Consider the following 19,016-nt stretch of genomic DNA (forward strand, 5'->3'; position numbering starts at 1 on the left):
AAAACCCACCCCAGGGCTCGTGAGTGCCGCGACCGGATCATCCGGCCGCGACACTGACGAGCCCTGACTGCGTTCGGCACAACAGCAACTCGCCGTCGAGTTGCGCACGCGCCGCAGCACTACTGAATCGGGGGTCCCCCGAGACGAATGGTAGCGGGCGCGGCGAGCCGCAGCAGCCTCAGTGGTCACGTCGGCACCGGTGGTACCACGGCGTGACGGGAGTGGCGCTCGGATCCGTACCGCGTGCCCGTCGTCGCCCCGGTCCTTGCTTCGGTAGACGTGACCTCGACACCACGAGCCCCGACAGAGCCCCGACCGCATCCCCGCCAAGACCGCAACTCGCCGCAGACTTGCGAAAGCCGTCCTACTCCGGCCGCGAGGCGACGAAGACGAAGTCACGACCGGGGCGGTCGAGCTGCACCTGCCCCGTGGAGTACCGGTGAGTCGGTTCACCGCACTCAAAGTGGCCTTGAGGGGCCTTGTGCTGAGCGATCGGTGAACATACCCACGCAGATACGGCCAAAAGCAGGTAAAACCAGGCTAAATGGTTGTAGACCAATATGGCTCTGAATACACTGTGCTTCAGTGCAGGGTCCTTGCCTCTTGGCGCCGATTTTGCTTTCGTGTCCGCGTTTTGCTGGTAGACCATGGCCATTGGAGGACGGGAGGGCTGTCGTGTCGAGGGATCACACGGAAGCCGGTCCGGGCCTGGTCGGACGCTCGGCGGAACTGGCGGTGCTCGCCGCCTCGTTCGCTGCCGCGCGTGCGGGTTCCGCGCAGCTGATCATCGTGCGCGGTCCCTCGGGGATCGGGAAAACCGCCTTGCTGGGCCGAATCGGCGACGAGGGAACCATTCTGCGCACCTCCGGTGACCGAGCCGCCTATGCGACGGTTCGGAGTCTGCTGGGGCTTGATCCTGCCCATGTGTTGCCCGACGACGACTATCAGGCGTTGCAGGAGCTCTACCGCCTCGCGCTCGACCTCATCGACGAAGCACCGCTCGTGCTGGTGCTGGACAACGCCGACTCCTGCGACGACAAGTCCTTGCGCTGGTTCGAATTCCTGCTGCGCCGGGGTGCTGATCTGCCGCTACTGGTGGTACTGGCCGAGTGCGCGGACGGTCCCGTCCCGTACGACCGGCGGCTGGCCGCGGTGGCCGCCGCGGGCCGCGCGAACGTCATCGAGCCGGGTCCGCTCGGCCAGGCCGACGTCGCAGACCTGATCAGGCGCGAGCTGCACCGCTCACCTGCACCCGGTTTCACCCTGGCCTGTGTCAAGGCCGCCGAAGGCAATCCACGGTTTCTGCTCCGGCTGCTCGACGCGGTCCGGGAGCAAGGCGTGCGATCGGACGAGGCCGGCGCGGCCCGAGTCGCCGAACTCGGCGGTGCTCTGGTCCGTGTGGCGGTACGGGAACGACTGGCACGGTGGCCCGAACCACTGCGGCGGGTCGCGTGCGCGGCGGCGGTACTCAAGGCTTTCGACGCGGATCTGGTGTCGAGTCTGGCGGTCATGCCGATCCCGGCTGTCGCGGCCGCTTTCGACCTGCTCAAGGGATATGCCGTTCCCGGAGGCGGTGACGAAGACCGTCAGCTCGACGTCCTCTCGACCGTGCTCGATGAACTCGCCGCGGTCGAGCGCGCCGACCTGACGCTGCGTGCGGCGCGCATCCTCAACGACGCGGGGGCGCAGCCCTGGCGCGTCGCGGACCAACTCCTCGCACTGGATGCGCCGTTGGACGAGCCGTGGATGCGCGGGGCGCTCGCGCAGGCGGCCGGCATCGGCTTGATCACACGGCTGCCCGTCGCGCTGCGCTGCCTGGCCCGGCTGGTCGAGGACGACCCGGAGGACCTGGACGCGCGGATCGACCTCGCGGCGGCGCTGGTCGAGGTCGATCCCTGGCGGGCGGCGCCACTGCTGGAAGAATCCCTGCCGCTGGTGGGGGACCCGCAAACCCGGGCGGTGGTGGCCGAGCTGCTCGGGGCGATCTCGCTGACCGTGCCGGGTGTCCAGCCGCCCTTGGTCGTTCTCTCGGAAGCCTTGGCCGCAGTGGGGAGCGGTGGCGACGGAGCGGAGACGGCGGACGACTTCGAGATCCGCGTGCGGTTGGAGGCGCTGGTACGGCTGCGGCGCCCCGGCTCGCCCGCCGTCCTCCGCGAGCGCCCCCCCGACCTGCCCGGTGACACCCCCGCCGAGCGCCAGGCGCTGGCGGCGCAGGCCCTGCTCACCACGATGCGGGGGACCTCCGCGACCGTTGCGGCCGATTTCGCGCGTCGCGCGTTGAGCGGCCCGCAGCCGAGGACGGGCTGGACGGCTTCGGCCGCGTCGGCCGTACTGTTCCTCGCCGACGAGTTCGACGAGGCGATCGTCGGGGTCGGCAAGGCGATCATCGGCGGCGCGAAGCGCAACGCACCGTGGACCGAGCTGCTCGCGTTGAGCACGAAGGCCTGGATCCTGGCCAGCGCGGGGGAGATCACCGAGGCCGCGATCGACATCACCGACGCCGTCGAGATCGCTGCCAAGGCGCCGTGGGGAGCGCAGACGACGGTGCACCGGTCGACCTACGCGCTGGTGCTGTTCAACCAGGGCGAGGTCGACCGGGCGGCAACCGTGCTCGACGAGGCCGACGCGATCCCACGCCTCGGTCTTGCGCTGGACGACCACTACTTCCTCTTGGCGAAATCGGCGGTGGCATGGTTCCGGCAGGACCTGGAAGCCGCACTCGCCTACGCCCTGCGCTGCGGCGAACTCCTCGACGAAGCCGGGATCAGCAACCCGGTGTTCGCCCCGTGGTGGTTGCACGCGGCCAGCCTCTTGGCCAGGATGGGGCGTGCGAGCGAGGCCGGCGAGCTGGTCGAACGGGGCGAAGAGATGGCGGGTCGCTGGGGCACCGCGCGGGCGTCCGGGCTCGTCCTGATGGCCAAGGGGACGATCACCCGCGGTCCGGGCGCACTCGAGGTACTGACCGAAGCCACCGAGCTGCTGGCCGGCACTTCGGCGAAATCCGATCACGCGCGGGCCGAAGCGCTGCTGGGAATGGCGTTGCTCCGCGCGGATGACGCGGTGGCGGCCAGGGAACATCTCCGCCGGTCGGTCGACCTTTCGGTCCGGCACGGCGGCTGGGCGTCGGCGACGACCGCCAGGGACCTGCTCGTCGCCGCCGGCGGCCGGATGTCGCAGGTCACCGGCGACCGGGTCGACCTGCTCACCGGGCGCGAGCAGAAAGTGGCCGGGATCGCCGCGCGCGGGGCCAGCAACTCCGAGATCGCCGACGCGCTGTCGGTCACCCTGCGCACCGTGGAGGTTCATCTGACCAGCGTGTACCGGAAACTCGGCGTGGTGAACCGAGCGGACCTGGCTCCGTTGTTCGAGCCTGACAAAGCCTCGGCGAAGGGCTGACCGGCCATGTTGGAACGCGAATCCGAGCTGGCCGTGTTGAGCCGCGCGTTCGACGAGGTGGTGGCCGGTTATGGCTCGATCGTCCTGATCAACGGGCCGCGAGGCTCCGGAAAGACGGCGCTGCTGGACGAACTCGCCGGCATGGCGGTGGCTTCACCGGGAACCCGGGTGCTGCGGGCCGCGGGTGCCGAGTCGGAACGCGGCTTCCCGTTCGGGATCGTGCGCCAGCTCTTCGGAGCACGGCTGCCCGGCCGGGACGAGGACATCGAGCTGGGTTCGCTGCTGGAAGCCCTCGACAACGACCACGTCACGTTACTGCTGATCGACGACCTGTGCCGGAGCGACGTCGAATCCGTGGAGCTGCTCGGCAGGCTGTGCAAACGCTTGGACGGACTGCGGGTGGTATTCGCCGGAGCCGTCGGGGCCCACGGGCACAATTCGGGGCAGGCGCTCCGGCGCGGACTCACGGCCGCGACCCACGACGTGCGCGCGGCAAACCTCTCGGTGGCCGGCACCGCGTTGTTCGTGACCAGATGGCTCCGGGAAAAGTGCGACACCGAGTTCGCGGCCGCGTGCCAGCAGACCACCGACGGGAACCCCGAGCTGTTGACCATGCTGATGGGCGGCCTCGCCTCGGCGGGGGTTCGGCCGAGGGTGGCCAACGTCGACCGGGTCCTGCCGCTGAGCGGGGAGCTGCTGCTCGCGCCGCGCCTGGCCCGGCTCGAGGACGCCGGAGACGCGGCGCGCGAACTGGCCGGGGCGATGGTCGTGCTCGGCGACCAGGTCGAGCCGGCGCTGCTCGGCAGGCTTACCGGGCTCGACCCCGTCGAGGTCGAGGAAACGTTGGTGACGCTGGAAAGTCTGGGTGTGGTGGTGGTCGGGAAGCCGCCGCGGTTCGTGTGTCCGAGGATCGGGAAGGCCGTCGAGAGCTCCTTGTCCACCGAGCGGCACGACAGGCTGCATCGCGCGGCGGCCCGCGCGCTGCATGCTGCTGGGTCCTCCGCCGAGGTCGCTGCCGAACACGTGCGGGCCATGGCGGGGGAGCTGGACCGGTGGGAGGTCGACGTGCTGCGCCAGGGGGCGGCGATGAGCCTGCGGCGCGGCAGCCCGACGGACGCCGTGCGGTACCTGCGCCGCGCGCTGCTCACGGTGTCCGACAACGACCCCGAGCGGGCCGGACTGCTCGTCGGGCTGGCGGTCGCGGAGCGCGGTTTCGACTCGGCGTCGTCGGTCCGGCATCTGTGCCAGGCCATGCCGTTGCTGGGCACGCTCGGCGAACGGGCGGCAGCTGCGGTGCTTATCTCGCCGGCGACGATCCGGGCCAGCCCGCCGGTCGCGCGGGTCGTCGCCGAGGTCGCGGCCGAGCTCGGCGATCCGGCGCGGGCCGGCGGCCCGACCCGGGAAACCGCGGTGCGGCTTGCCGCGCGCCTGTGCTACGCCCGGTTGGAGAGCCCACGGGAGGTGTCCGTCACGACCGGGCAGCTGCTGGGGCACGGCCGGGACCTGCCGCTGTCGACGGGCGCGGAGCGTGAACACGCCGTTGTGCTCCTTCGCGCCGGGATGGTCACCGGAGCGCTGCCCGCCGCCGAAGTGTCCTGGCTGGGACACCGGATCCTCGAGCGGGAACCGGCGTCCTTCACTCACGTCTACACGGCGCTGACGTGGTTGGTGCCCATCCTGGTCGCGACGGATTCGACCGCGGACGTCGCCGGCTGGCTCGACATCGCGCTGACGCAGGCGCAGCGGCAGAAGGCGGTGGCCGCCGAGTCGCTGATCCACGCCGAGCGGGCACTGATCTTCCTGGCCACCGGACAGCCGGCCCAAGCGCAGGCGAGCGCCGACTGGGCGGCCGAGCTGGCCGACGTCGACTGGGGGGAGACCTCCGGGCCGTCGATGATCGCACAGGCGTCCGTCGCGATCGCGACCGGCGACACGGCGCTGGGGGAACGGGTGCTCGCGGCCCGGCAGTACGACCGGACGGAACCCTGCGGCGGCGCGATCCTGCGGATGCTGCGGGGTTTCCTGGCCACCGCGCACGGCGACCTGGAAGCCAGTCTGGACCACTTCGCCGGTTGCGGGCGGCAGCTGGAGCGCATCGGCTGGAACAACCCCGCGCTGTACGGCTGGCGGGCCGGGGCAGCGATGACCCAGTACCGGCTGGGCCGAAATTCGGAGGCGACCGCGCTGGCCGAGGAACACCATGCCCTCGCCGAAGCGTGGGGAGCGCCGTCGACGGTGGGCCGTGCGCTCCGGGTGTGGGGGATCGTCACCCGCGGCAGCCGGAGCATCGGGCTGCTCCGCGAGTCGGTCGAGGTCCTCGGCCGGTCGGCGGACCGGCTCGAGCTAGCCAAGGCGCTGGTCACCCTGGGGCGGCGGCTCGTCGAAACCGGTGAACCGGACGGGCCGAAACACCTTTGGCAGGGCCAGGAACTGGCCAAGGCCTGCGGGGCGACCTGGCTGATCGAGGACGTGGCGGCACCCGTGAGCGGACCGGTGTCCGGTTTCGCGACCGGCGGGCGGGCGGCGTTGACCCCCGCCGAGAACACCGTCGCGGGGATGGCGCTGCGCAGCCTGACCAACTCGGAGATCGCGGAGAAGCTCGGTGTGTCCCGGCGCGCGGTCGAGAAGCACCTGACGAACTCGTACCGGAAACTCGGCGTCGACGGCCGGGCCGGACTGGTCGATTCCCTCGGCTCCGCCCAAGACGGACCCAGGTCACCGGGGTAGGTGGGAGGACGCCCGATGCTCGGCGCTCAGGCGGTGATGACGGTGGGGCCGGCGGCGGCGATTTCGGCGGCGACCGCGGAGTCGATGCCGGCGTCGGTGATGAACGTGTCGATGTCGCTGAGGTTCGCGAATCGGGCGAAGTGGTCGTTGCCTACCTTCGTGTGGTCCGCCAGGAGCACGGTACGTCGTGCGCTGGCGATCGCGGCTCGCTTGACCATCGCTTCGGCAGAGTCGGGGGTGGTCAGGCCGCGGTCGGCGGACACGCCGTTGGACGCGATGAAGGCGACCTCGACGAAGGTGTCTTGAAGGGCTTGCAGGGCCCACGCGTCGACCGAGGCCAGGGTGCGGCTGCGTAGCCGACCGCCGACGAGCATGACGGTCAGGTTGGGGCGCGTGGTCAGCGTCAGCGCGATGCTGACGGAGTGGGTGACCACCGTGAGCTCGCGGTCGGCGGGCAGGATCTCGGCCAGTCGCGCGGTGGTCGTCCCGGCGTCGAGCAGGATCGTGCCCTCGTCGGGAAGTTCCGCCACCGCGGCTTTGGCGATGCGTTCCTTCTCCGCGGTCATCACGCCTTCACGAGCGGCGAGCGCCGGTTCGAAGCCGAGCCGTTCCACCGGGATCGCCCCGCCGTGGACTCGCCGGAGCACGCCGTGGCGCTCGAGGACGGTGAGGTCGCGGCGGATGGTTTCGGTGGTGACGGTGAACTCGTCCGCCAGCGCTGTCACGTCGACCCGGCCCTTGGCACGGGCGCGTTCGAGGATGATCTGCTGTCGTTCTTCGGCGTACATCTCCACCACCTCTGGCCCCTTCAGTTAGGCGAGATGTGAGTTTATGTGGTTTCTTGCCTGAACGCAACGTTGCCGTGGGCGGCGACACCGCGCAGAGGCAACCGTTTCCACCTCGTCTCGGCTGAAAATCGCCCGAACACGCAGCCCAGGTGTGGGAAAAAGAGTCAAGTACCTAAAAAGCAACGTGAACCCATGCAAAATCACGTACAATACCGTAGAAACCCAAGCTCAAACCGTTGCTGCGCTGAGAGACTGACTGCTGAGGGACCTAAGACGTCCCGACCGGGGGTTGAAGTGATCGTCACCGTGACCGCGAACCCCAGCCTGGACCGGACCCTGGAAGTGGCCGGGCTGCTGAGGGGGCAGGTGCACCGCATCTCGGCCGTCCACGTCCAGCCCGGCGGCAAAGGGGTCAACGTCGCCAGGGCACTGGTGTCCAACGGTATTCCGGCGCGCGCGATCATCCCGGCGGGCGGGGTCGAGGGCCAGCAGCTCATCGCCCTGCTCACCGACTACGACATCGACGTCCGCCAGGTTCCGTCCGCCGGACCCGTGCGCATCAACGTCAGCGTGGTGGAGCCCGACGCGACGGTCACCAAACTTAACGAACCCGGCGCGGCGCTCAGTGAGACCGAGGTCGGGGACCTGCTCGACGTGATCCTCGGCAACGTCGCTGACGCCTCGTGGGTGGTGCTCGCCGGCAGCCTCCCGCCCGGCATCGACTCCGGGTTCTACGCCGAAGTGATCCGGAGCCTCGCCGGCCGCGGCGTCCGGGTCGCGGTGGACACGAGCGGTCCCGCCTTGCGTGCGGCCGTCGCAGCCGGGCCCGCGCTGATCAAACCGAACGTCGAGGAGCTGGAAGAGGTCGTCGGCCGGAAGCTCCCCACGGTCGCCGACATCGGCGAGGCGGCGCGGGAACTCCGCGATCTCGGCGTGGGGACGGTGCTGGCCAGCCTCGGCGGGGACGGCGCGCTCCTGGTCGACGCCGACGGCATGTGGCACGCCGAATCGCCCGCTGTCGTCCGCAGTACGGTCGGCGCGGGTGACGCGACGCTCGCCGGTTTCCTCGCGGCCGGGGCACACGGGGTGTCCGCCCTGCGCCAGGGAGTTGCCTGGGGCGCGGCCGCGGTGTCGCTGCCGGGGAGCACGATGCCCCGCCCCGGCGACATCCGTCCGGAGGCAGTCCGCGTCCGCGCCAGGGTCGACGGCGGGCGGCTCCTGCAGGCCGGTTGATCAGTCCGTTGTGGACGAAGGCGGCAGCTGGTCCATCGCGGCGGGCAGGGCGCCGCGCCCGGACACCCCGAGCTTGCGGTAGACGCTGGTGAGGTGCTTTTCCACCGTGCGCGGGGTGACGTCGACCTTCTCCGCGATCAGCTGGTTGGTCAGACCGCGCGCGGCGAGCTCGGCGATCCGGTGTTCCGAACAGGTCAGCGCGGGGCGAGGAGCCGGTGCCTGAGGTGCCTCGCCGGGCGTGGGCACGAGCCAGGGCGCTTCGTGCTCATCGGCGAGGGCGAGACCCTGCTCCCGCTGGCGTTGCGACTCGGCGGGATCGCTCTGCTCGAGGCGCTTTCCCAGCAGCAGTCCCGTTTTCGCCTGCTCCACCCGATTGACGGAGCCGTTGAGCACGGCAGCGGATCGCCGGAGCAGCTCGATGCCCGCGTTGCCTTCGGTGATGCTGCCCCACACGCGGAGCGCGCGGCCCTGGCCTTGTAGCGTTCCCCACTCGACCGTACGGGCGTGCTCCTCCTCGATCAGCTCCTCCGCGGCCGCTCGCTGGCCGAGCCTGTGGTGTAGCAGCGCGGCCCAGCTCCGCCACGGCACCAGCTCAGGATTGCGCCACCCGGCGGCGTCGAGTTCCCGGCCGCAGGCATGGAAGTACTCCAGCGCGACGGGATGGTTCCCGGTCGTCGCCGCGAGCCCGCCGCGCACCAGCTTGCCCAGCCACGATGTGCCGCCGGCGTCGTAATCGTTGCAGCGGCCCAGGAACCGCGCGGCCGTCGCGGCGTCACCGGTGCCCATCGCGGCGAGCACCAGTGCGTGGGTACATCCCTCGGAGGCAGACGGGAGGGTGTGGTTCGCCAGATCCAGCGCCAGCCCGGCGAGGCCGGCGGCTTCGGCGGTCTTGCCCTGGCGCACGGCGATCAGCGCCCGCTGCACGGTGACGAACACGCGGGCCGCCGGCGCACTGACCCGGCGTTCCTGGATGGCGATGAGATCCAGCCAGGTGACGGCCTGGTCCAGCGCGTCGGCGAGGATCAACGAGCGTACGACCAGCGGGGTCGCGGTGTGTACCTGCTCCATCGTGGCCGGTTCACGCCGGACGATTCGTTCGCCCAGTTCGGTCACCCGCGCCGAGCCCGAGCCCGACATCGTCGCGGCGAAGATCAGCGAGCCGACGAGCTCGCGTTCGCCGGCCGTGGCCAGCGGCGGATGTTCGCCGAGCCCGGCCAGCCGGTCGACGGCGTCGGCGAGGTCGGCAGGATCGCGGTGCCGGGCGTACCGCACCCTGGCCTCGAGCCTGAGCGACATCTCGTGGGACTCGCCGGACAACTCGGCCGGATCACCGAGCTCGGTCCGCAGTCCCTCCAGCAGGTCCAGCGCCTGCCCCGGATGCTGGCCGAGGGTCAGCGGTTCGATCCGGACGGCCGCCCGGCAGCGGTCGATGGTCGACGCGAACAGCGGCAGTGCTTCGGAGAGGTGCTGGGCGGACAGCAACGGGTCGAAGCGGCGTTCCGCGGTGGCGAGGTCGACGAGCAGCTGCGCCCGGCCGGCGTCGTCGGGAGTGCAGCTGAGCAGCGCGCACCGGAGGTACCGGGTCGCGGTCTCGAACTCGCCCCGCGCAGAGGTCGTCCTGGCGGCCGACCGCAGCACTTCGACCGCCCAGGGTGCCGGGTCGTGGTCCGCGTGGACCAGGTGCGCGGCGACGTCTTCGGCGGGGGAGTCGCAGCCGTGCAACAGCTCGGCGAGCCTGAAGTGCAGGACGGCCCACTGCTGTGTCGGCATCGACTGCTCGACCGCATCGAGGACCGAAGGGTGGAAGAAGTGGTGCGGTGGCAAGGGATTCAGCAGCCCGAGCCGGGCAAGTGAATCCGCGGCCTCGGCGCAGTCGGCCGGCGCCAGGCAGGCGAGCGTGCACAGCAGGTCGCGGCTGTCCCGCTCATCCAGGACGGCCAGCGCGTGGGCGAACCGCCGGACGGGCTCGGGCTGAGACCGCAGGCAGGCCATGATGCGCTGGCGCAGTGCGGTGGGCAGGAGCTGCCGGACGGCTTCGGCGTGTTCGGCGATCGGGTGATAGCCCAGCTGGCGCAGGTCGGTCAGGATCGACATCAGGAACAGCGGGCGCCCGGCCGAGGTTTCGTGGCAGGAGCGGACGAAACTGTCGTCGCCGGGTTCACCGAACTCCTCGGCTACGGCGATTTTCGTGGCACCGGGGGACAACGGTCCGAGCGTGAGGTGCCTGGTCGCTCGTCCCGCGATCTCGCGGAGGGCGGACTGGTCGGCCAGCGGATCGCCTTCGCGGACCGTGACCACGACGACGATCGAGAGCTCGCCGAGCCGCTCGGTCAACCGGTTCAGCCAGTCGAGTGAAGCGGTGTCGGCCCAGTGGGCGTCGTCGACCAGTATCAGCAGCGGGCTCTCCCCGCTCAACTCCCGCACCAGCTCGTGCAGGTTCTCGAGCACCTGGTTTTCTGTCGTTTCGGTGAACGGACTGCCTCGCTGCTCGGAGAGGGCGAGCAGCAGCGCCGAATCGAGGAGCTGATGGACCATGCCGCAGGCGAAATCCCGTTCGGACAGTGCGCAACTGGCCTGCAGGGCGGTCACGCCTTCGGCGAGGGCGTGCTCCCGTAACGCGTGGATCAGCCGGGACTTGCCCGCTCCCAGCCCTCCGCCGATCACGACGAGCTGGCCGCGGCCGACCCGCGCCTGCCGCAGGGAAGCAGTTACCGATGCGATTTCGGGTTCCCGCTCGAGAAGCACGTGGTCCAGACTCCTCACGGGATTCGAAGGCGGTTGGCGCATGAGTTTATGGACGGGGGTGGTGCTTGTCGATCGAATGGACGATCGACGTCCCGGTCGCCGAGCCCAGTCAAGCGCATCGGTCACCCACAAAACACTAGTGTTGCTCGGTTCGGGGTGCGCGGCCGCGGAAGGAAACCGTGTTTCCTCGGGTCTGCACGCGGTGCGGGGCGAATGGTTGACGTCGCCGATCGGTGTTTCCTTGTGTCGGCTCTGTGTTGCTGCCGGGTTTTCCTCAGCGCTGTAAGGGTTTGTGCTCCAGGAAGGCGCGCAGGCCGGCGCGGCCGGTGACGTCGAGCTTGCGGTAGATCTTCGTGAGGCGGAGTTCTACCGTGCGTGTGGTGACCGACAGCGAGCTCGCGATGTCGGGGTTGGACCAGCCGGAGGCCGCGAGTGCGGCAAGGTGCTCTTCGGACTGGGACAGCATCGCGTGCCGGGTGACCGGCGCCGTCACGACCGGCGTCGTCCGGCGGGCGGCCAGCAGCCCGGACAGGTGGGCGACCCGGCCCCGCAGGTGGTTCGACCAATGCAGGGTCGGCACCGCTTCGGCGCTGCGCAGAAGCGCGGCGGCAACGTCGAGTTCTCCGGTGTCGATGCGGAGCGCCGCCAACTCGGTTGCCGCGTCGACGAAGCGCAACCGCAAGGGGGAATCACGCAGGAGCTGCACGGCTTGTTCCAGGTCGTACGTGACCTGCGTGCCGTCGAGTGCCCGCCAGGCGTCCAGGTGCACCGAGCCGAGCACACCCGGGGAACCCCATTCCTTGGCCAGCTGGAGTTCTTCGGCGACCAGGCGGAGTGCGGCGGGGAGGTGGCCGGTCCGGCGGTGGGCTGTCGCGGCGAGGGTCCGCCAGCCCACCATGGCCGGGTTCGTCCACTGCCTGGTCGACAGGCCGCGGCCGGATTCCTGGAAGGCCCGCAACGCGGCTTCCGGTTTGCCGGAGGCGAGGTCCACGGCCCCGCGCGCGCACAGCAAGCCGGCCCAGCCGATGCCGTGTTCGGCATCGGGGAGCAGCTCGACGGCGGCCGTGCGGGCCGCGAGGTCGAGCTGTCCGCGTTCGAGGTGCAGCACGGTTTCGAGGGCGAGCAGAGCGGTCAGGGATCTGGGTGACCAGCAGCTGAGTGGAAGCTGCGCTCGTGCGGCGGCGGTGTCTTCGGCGGCCTCGTTCAGCCGACCGTCCCGCCTGGCCATCGACGCTCGGGCGATGAGCGCCTGACCCGCCGCCGCCCTGGCGTTGCGGCGGTAGGCGTCGGCGAGTACGTCATCCAGCCCGGCCAGTGCTTCGTCGGCTTCGTCGGCGTACATCAGCGCGACGCTCGCGGCGATGCGCGGGATCAGCGGGCGATCCCGGCCACCGTCCCGGCTCAACGCGATCCGGGCCAGCGCGCGGACGCGGACCCGGCCGCGGCCGCGGCACGCCAGCTGCCACGCGACGACCGCGGCCTGGACGGGGTCGGTGGGCAGGTCGGGCAGCGCGGGTAACGAGCCTGGGGGGAAGGCGCCTTCGCCGAGGCTGTCTTCCTCGGCGAGCTTGCCCAGCGCGATCAGCGGGGCCAGCGCGGCCGGGTCGAGATTCGGCCGCGCGCAGACGGAGGTGATCACGCGGCCGCAGCTGGGTGCGTCGCCACGGGCAAAAAGCAGGTCGGCGGCATGGACAAGGAGCGCACCGTCGGAGTCGCCGTCCGGGGCGAGCAACACCTGCTGCAGCCGCCGGTCACTTCCCTCCGGGGAATCCCGCAGCTCGGCAGCGGCCAGTTCGACCAGCAGACCTCGACGCCGGCTGGGGGCAAGCGGCTCGCGCAACGCCCGGTAAAGCAGCGCGGACGTCGCCACATAGCTGCCGTCGGCGCGATGGCGCTCGACGGCCCGGCACAGCGTGTCCAGTACCCACGGCAGGCCGATCGGCGGGGTGTCGAGCAGGAGCCTGCCCAGCTCGACGTCGGCGATAGCCGCGTGATGCCCGAGGTGGGCGGCCCGGGTGCAGAGGTCCTGGCGGACGGTGGCCGGCATGCCCGCCAGCACCGTCCTCGCGATCTGCGCGGTGGCTGGGCGCGGGTCGCCGGACGTGGTCGCCAGGCCATGGCTGACCAGCAGGGCGAGCGACCTGGCCGGCGGGGTGGTCTGCGACGCGGCCAGCTTGCGCACGAGGTCGAAGTCGAGTCCGTCGCCGCCGACGGCCATCGCGCGCAGCAGGGCGAGCGCGTCGGCAGGCAGTTCCGCGGTGAGGTCTTCGAGGTACTGCCCGGTGGCTTCGGCAGCGCGAAGTGACAAGGCGGGCAGCTGGTCGGCGGCGGCCCGCAGGCCCGTCCGCGCGTACCGGTCCATCGTCGCCTTGAGGACCGAGGGGAGCCCTCCGGTGATGGTCAGCGCGTGCGCGACGAACTCCTCGTCGACCGCGCCCGGGCAGCAGGCGGTGATCAGGTCGCGGACTCCGGCGATGCTCAGCGGTCCCAGTTTCAGTACACGGGCAGGAACGACTTGGCCGCCGCCTGCCGGCCACGGCCCGTCGGCTTGTTCGTCGTCGAGTTCGGGTGCGTCACCCCGGACGGCGCAGACCAGCACCGCGCGGGTGCAGTGCAGCCGGCGGACGAGTGAGCGGATCCACAGGCGCGACGCGGGGTCTGCCCACTGGGCATCGTCCACGGCGATCAGTAGCGGCTGTTTTCGGGCCAGGGCAAGGAATTCGTCACAGGGAGCGGGAATTCCGCCGGAGTGTTCCGACGGCGTCGGAGGACGGTTCGGCGCGAGCGCGGCCGTGAGCTGGGCGACCAGTCCGTAAGGGACCTCCGCCTCGGCGTGCGAACACCGCATGTGGAGCGTCCGGATCCCGGACATCTTGGCCAGTGCCACGGTTCTTCGCAGGAGGCTGGTGCGGCCGGTCCCCGGCCTTCCGGTGAGCGTGAGAACCGACGAGCCGCCCGAATCCAGGCCGGCGAGGGCGTCGCGGAGGACCTGCTCCTCGGCGGAACGCTCGACCAGCGGCCCGCCGGGAACCTCGTCCGCTCTGTTCGGCGCGGCAGGGGCCGCGAGGCGCGTTGACGGGATCACCATTGCCAGGGCAGGGCGATCGGACACCCTGGGCTCGGACATGATTGGCTCCTGTCCTGGAATTTTCGGACTGCTGCAGGCGCCGGTCGCAGGTATCAGTGCGCGAAGAGCCCGAAGTGGAACAGTCGGCTCGGACTGGACGCCGCTCACCTACCCAGGCTCCGCTGTCCGGGAGATGCCGCCGCGCGGGGGAAAAACCAACAGGGGTGCGGTGAGGCGCCTACCGGGTTGGGGCTGGAGGCGGGCCGCACAAGGGCCCGCCGACGATCGATACGGTCCGGACCTGATCAGTGCTGTGGACGTGATCACGTCCTTCCCGGCGTCTCCCGGCGAGGGTGTTGCCGGGTGAGGCGTAACCCGTTCGCATGAACGGTACAAACCGCACTGTAGTGAGCAGAATGTTGGTTTGCAACCCACATAGTGCCGATATAATCGTGTTTGTCCGTATTGTTCATCTGCGTTTACTTGCGGAAGGGAAATATCACGACCAAACACGAATGAGATTCACGACTGGTCGATCACTCTTGGTTGCAGATCGGCACTGAGGGGAAGCGGCCGCCGGGTCACCTGCGTCGCCGCAAAGCGGACCACCTGCCGGTCACGCATCCCGTCGGCGGCGGCCGTCCCGCGGGGTGCGCCGAGTGGACATTCCGCGGATTCGAGAATCGTTGGCACCATGGGGTGGGTGCGGGCGTTGTCCGGTCCGAACAGCTCACGCGAGCCGGCGGAGGCCGTCGTAGACTCGCCGCATCAGTTCCACGGTCGGCCTGCCGTCAGCGGTGCGGGTGATTTCGTGCGGCGTCAGCAGGTTCGCGGTCAGGGCGTCGCCGATCAACACCCGCGCCACCCCGAGCGGGGCTCGCAGATGCGCCGCTATCTCCGCCACCGAAGTCGGTACCCGGCACAGTTCGCAGATCAGCTGGTGATCGGTGGTCATCGCGGGGTCCGCGAGCGGCGCCGCGCCGGTCCTGGTGGTCGAGAGCAGGGTTTCGAGCCGCAGGTCGTAGGTGGTACTCGCGCGGCCGCCGGTGCGGACGTAGGGCCTGGTCATCGTCGTCGCCGGCCCGTCGTCTTCAGGGGCGGAATTCCAGTAGTCGTCCTCGGCGTCGATGATCGGCTGCGGGACCAGGGGAGTGCCGTCCTCTTGTTCTCTGTCTGCCGCGGCGACGTCCTCGTCGACTGCGCTCTCTTCGGGTGCGGCCTGCTCGACGTCGTCCGGGTCGGCTGTCGCCACGGGTGCGGCCGCTGCGTCCTCCGCGGGCCGGGGCACGAAATCGTGGTCCGCCCAGGCCTGGTAGTCGTGCCAGCCGCCGAACGTGAGCGGGTGGTACGTCCGGGAATCTGCGTTCCGCCGGTGGGACTTCTTCATGGTCTGACCCGGTTCCTCAGAGTGGAGTGGGACGGCCGTGGCAGATCGGGTCGAGCTGGATCACGTGACGATGGGCAGCCGACTGGATCCTTGCAGCCCGGACGAGCGTGCGGTGCCTCGAAGGTACGGTCGGGCAGCCAGGTGGGTAAACGAAGGCAAAACAAGCGCAGGAGTTGCGAGTCGACATCAAGAGCTACTACGGTCGCCTGGCAGGTGCTACACCAGAGTCAACCAAGTACCAGGTGTAGTAGAGTGTCAGCCCGGCGAAGTGCCAGTGCGGTCAAGTAGCTGCGCAGTCGAGTTCAGGAGCAGCGCGAACCGGTGGTTCGTCACTTTTGCCATATGCGATCCGTGCCCATCCCCGGGTCGCTTTCCGTAAATGTTTGCCAATTTCGCCGAGGATTCCACCCGGCCGTTGCCTTTATGCCGTGTGTAGTCTTCGGCGTTGAAGGTTAAATCTGTATCAAATGTCTTGCGAAGTGCTCCGCGGGCAATTGTCGCCGCGGTTCCTACGTGGTGGGAAACGAGTGCTCCCCGGTCCAGGCTGTCCGGTCGGTGAACAGTGGGCGTTCGGATATTTCGGTCCCGTTAACTGCATAAGGCCTGGTCCAGGGTTTGGCGGCGCCTGGGCAGCGAGAGTCTTCGGGGGTACCGAACCGCACCGAACCCCACCCCCTGTACCCGAACCATGAGGGCTTCGGACCACAGTCTTTGGGTTTGCGCTTCGTCGTTTGTTGACTCCCTTTGGTGACAACGCTCATAGTGTGCGAAGAACGACATGGAGTGAGTTCTCAAGCCACGGCACGTCTTCAGTTGTCGAAGAGAGGAATGGTCGTCGAATGAGTACAGACACCGCCACCGGCTTGGTGCAACGCACGAGCAGTACTGATTCGGAACCTCGGCCCGATGGCTTCACTGACGTCTTCCGCTCGTTTTTCGACCGGTCGGGGATGTGCCTCGCCAGCCTGGACCCGCGGGTGCGGGTAGTGGAGGCCAACGTGGACTTCTTCCGTCAGTTCGGCCGCTCGTCCGCGGAGGTCTGCGGCCGCAGCTTCTGCGACCTGCTGCACCCGAGCGTGCGGGAGAAAGTGGAGCAGCAGTTCGGGCGGTTGACCGAGGGCGGGCGCACGCGGTTCGCCGAGCAGGTGGTTGGCGTCCGCCCAGGCGAGTCGGCGTTCACCGGTGAGTTGACCGGGATCGCCGTGCACCGGGCGAGCGGCCAGGTCGACAGCATCATGGTGCTCGTGTGTCCGGAGAAGTCCGAGCACGACCCGCAGCTGCTGACCGGTCGCAAGAAGCTGCTGACCGCGATGGACGCCCGCATCCTGGAAGGCGTCGCCGGAGGTGTGTCGACAGTGCAGCTCGCGGCGATGTTGTACCTCAGCCGCGGTGGTGTCGAGTACCACGTCAGCACGCTGCTGCGGAAGCTGAAGGTGTCGAACCGGCCCGCCCTGGTGTCGAAGGCCTTCTCGATGGGGATCTTCGCGGTCGGCTCATGGCCGCCGAGGGTCCTGCCTGGCTACATCAAGTAGCAGTGTGCCGGACTGGGTCCTCAGGCGGTGACGACGCGGGGGCCCGCTTCGGCGATTTCGGCCCCCATCGTGGGGTCGAGGCCGGTGTCGGTGATGAAGGTGTCGATGTCCTTCAGGCCGGCGAACCGGGTGAAGTGGTCGTTGCCGACCTTGGTGTGGTCGGCGAGCAGGACGCAGCGCCGGCTGCTCGCGATCGCCGCCCGCTTGATCATCGCCTCCGCCGCATCGGGGGTGGTGAGCCCACGCTCCGGCGAGACGCCGTTGGTCGCGATGAAGGCCACCTCGACGAAAGTGTCGCTCAGTGCGTGCAGCGCCCACGCGTCGACGGTGGCCAATGTCCGGCTGCGCAGGCGTCCGCCCACCAGCATCACGGTGAGGTTCTGCCGCGCGGTGAGCATGAGGGCGATGTTGACCGAATGCGTCACGACCGTCAGTTCGCGGTCGCTCGGCAGTTCGTCGGCGAGCCGTGCGGTGGTGGTGCCGGCGTCGAGCAGGATCGTGCCCTCGTCGGGAAGCTCCAGCAATGCGGCCTTCGCGATGCGTGTCTTCTCCGCGGTCATCAAGGATTCCCGCGTCGAGACGGCCGGTTCGAACCCGAGCCGCTCCACCGGGATCGCGCCACCGTGCACGCGTCGCAGGACCCCGTGGCGTTCGAGGATGGTCAGGTCGCGCCGGATCGTCTCGCTGGTCACGGTGAAGTCGTCGGCGAGCGCCGCGACATCGACCCGGCCTCGGGCGCGAGCGCGTTCCAGGATCACCTGCTGCCGTTCCTCGGCATACACGGGTCGCCTCCTTCCGCGCGGAGCGGTATTGGATGTGAGGTTATGTGGCGTTTGCAGCGTTGGCAACAAACTGTCTACATCGGATCGTTAGATTCCTCTTGTTCTTCAACGATCTCCGTGGAACCTATGTGCGGAAGCAAATCGCACAGCATCTTGCAAAACAACGTGAACACAGGCAAAATCACCCAAAGCCAATATGGCCCAGCGTCGAGCCGCCTACCGGGCGTCCGATCCCGGGCCGACGACGAGGAGCGCTGGACCTCACGGCGCTCGCTCAGGCAGAAGGTGGTGGATGTGTTCGTAACCGTGACGGCGAACCCGAGTGTCGACCGGACCGTCGAGGTCTCCGAGCTCGTCCGGGGTGGCCTGCATCGCGCGTCCGCTGTGCACGTGCACCCCGGCGGCAAGGGCATCAATGTGGCAAGGGCGTTGGTGCGCAACGGCCTCAAGGCACGGGCCGTGGTGCCCGCCGGCGGGGTCGAGGGCGAGCACCTCATCGCGCTGCTCGACGACTACAGCATCGACGTGATCCGGGTGGCGGCTCTGGGCCCGGTCCGGAGCAACATCAGCGTCATCGAACCGGACGCGACCGTGACCAAGGTGAACGAGGCCGGTGCCGAACTCAGTGCGGAAGAGACGAAAGCCTTCTCCGACGCCGTGCTGGACAACGTCTCCGACGCCTCGTGGGTGGTGCTTGCGGGCAGTCTTCCCCCGGGCATGGCCGACGACTTCTACGCCGACTTGATCCGGCTGCTCCGGCCTAGCGGCGCGAAGGTTGTCATCGACACCAGTGGGCCCGCGTTGCGCGCCGCGGTGAAAGCCGGGCCCACGCTCATCAAACCGAACCTCGAGGAGCTCGAGGAGGCGGTCGGCCGCCCATTGTGGACACTGCGTGACGTGGTCGACGCTGCCCAGGAACTCCGGGCGCTCGGTGCCGGCGCGGTGCTGGCGAGCCTCGGCAGCAAAGGCGCGGTACTCATCGAAGCCGGCGGGGTCTGGCACGCCGAAGCCCCGGTCGACGCCCGCAGCACGGTCGGCGCCGGGGACGCGATGCTCGCAGGGTTCCTTTCCGCGGGCGGCGAAGGCGTCAGCGCGCTCAGTGCCGGTGTTGCCTGGGGAGCCGCTGCCGTTTCGCTACCGGGCAGCACGATGCCCTGCCCCTCCGACGTGAGATCCCATCCGGTCCAGGTGCACGAGCAGCTGGACTGGGATCGGCCGATCCACGAAAAACCCTAGTAAGAAGCACCGGCTCCACCGAAGAAAATCTTCAGAGGGTCTCCACGGTTCACCCGGGGCGCACCAGCCGACCACAAGTCGGCCGCGTCCGGTCCCCACCCCGCTGCCGAATCCGAACTGCGG

The 19,016-nt window shown here is 69.5% G+C and carries 10 protein-coding genes; 5 read left to right on the forward strand and 5 right to left on the reverse strand.

The features are described from left to right. Window positions 1–675: 675 nt before the first annotated feature. Window positions 676–3,396, forward strand: coding sequence for a LuxR family transcriptional regulator (locus tag JWQ81_RS38395; RefSeq protein ID WP_297549593.1), 2,721 nt, complete (start codon window positions 676–678; stop codon window positions 3,394–3,396). A gap of 6 nt (window positions 3,397–3,402) precedes the next feature. Further along, the gene (locus tag JWQ81_RS38400; RefSeq protein ID WP_297549595.1) at window positions 3,403–6,123 is read left to right on the forward strand and encodes an AAA family ATPase; all 2,721 of its coding nucleotides are present in this window, start codon (window positions 3,403–3,405) and stop codon (window positions 6,121–6,123) included. Between the two features lie 26 nt (window positions 6,124–6,149). Here the strand turns inward: JWQ81_RS38400 and JWQ81_RS38405 are convergent, their stop codons facing one another. Continuing rightward, window positions 6,150–6,911 carry a DeoR/GlpR family DNA-binding transcription regulator gene (locus JWQ81_RS38405; RefSeq protein ID WP_297549597.1) on the reverse strand — a complete coding sequence of 254 codons (762 nt, stop codon included), beginning with the start codon at window positions 6,909–6,911 and terminating at the stop codon, window positions 6,150–6,152. A gap of 294 nt (window positions 6,912–7,205) precedes the next feature. Here JWQ81_RS38405 and pfkB (JWQ81_RS38410) point away from each other — a divergent pair, with 294 nt between their 5' ends. Further along, entirely contained in the window at window positions 7,206–8,144 is a 939-nt protein-coding gene (pfkB, locus tag JWQ81_RS38410) for a 1-phosphofructokinase (RefSeq protein WP_297549599.1), read from the forward strand. Here the strand turns inward: pfkB (JWQ81_RS38410) and JWQ81_RS38415 are convergent, their stop codons facing one another. From JWQ81_RS38415 to JWQ81_RS38425, 3 genes are all read right to left on the reverse strand, one after another. Beyond that, entirely contained in the window at window positions 8,145–10,889 is a 2,745-nt protein-coding gene (locus JWQ81_RS38415) for a LuxR family transcriptional regulator (RefSeq protein ID WP_297549601.1), read from the reverse strand. Window positions 10,890–11,163: 274 nt separating this feature from the next. After that, the gene (locus JWQ81_RS38420; RefSeq protein WP_297549603.1) at window positions 11,164–14,016 is read right to left on the reverse strand and encodes an AAA family ATPase; all 2,853 of its coding nucleotides are present in this window, start codon (window positions 14,014–14,016) and stop codon (window positions 11,164–11,166) included. Between the two features lie 670 nt (window positions 14,017–14,686). Beyond that, window positions 14,687–15,343 (reverse strand): DUF742 domain-containing protein, encoded by a 657-nt coding sequence (locus JWQ81_RS38425; protein WP_297549605.1) that lies wholly within the window; start codon window positions 15,341–15,343, stop codon window positions 14,687–14,689. Between the two features lie 839 nt (window positions 15,344–16,182). Here JWQ81_RS38425 and JWQ81_RS38430 point away from each other — a divergent pair. Beyond that, window positions 16,183–16,875, forward strand: coding sequence for a PAS and helix-turn-helix domain-containing protein (locus JWQ81_RS38430; protein WP_297549607.1), 693 nt, complete (start codon window positions 16,183–16,185; stop codon window positions 16,873–16,875). A gap of 20 nt (window positions 16,876–16,895) precedes the next feature. Here the strand turns inward: JWQ81_RS38430 and JWQ81_RS38435 are convergent, their stop codons facing one another. Then, a complete protein-coding gene (locus JWQ81_RS38435) occupies window positions 16,896–17,657 on the reverse strand; it encodes a DeoR/GlpR family DNA-binding transcription regulator (protein WP_297549609.1) in 762 nt (253 codons plus the stop codon). A gap of 294 nt (window positions 17,658–17,951) precedes the next feature. Between JWQ81_RS38435 and pfkB (JWQ81_RS38440) the strand changes: the two genes are divergently transcribed. Next, on the forward strand, window positions 17,952–18,893 hold the full coding sequence (pfkB, locus tag JWQ81_RS38440; RefSeq protein WP_297549611.1) for a 1-phosphofructokinase: 942 nt from the start codon (window positions 17,952–17,954) through the stop codon (window positions 18,891–18,893). Window positions 18,894–19,016 lie beyond the last annotated feature (123 nt).

The sequence above is a fragment of the Amycolatopsis sp. genome, assembly GCF_025464955.1.
Taxonomy (GTDB): domain Bacteria; phylum Actinomycetota; class Actinomycetes; order Mycobacteriales; family Pseudonocardiaceae; genus Amycolatopsis.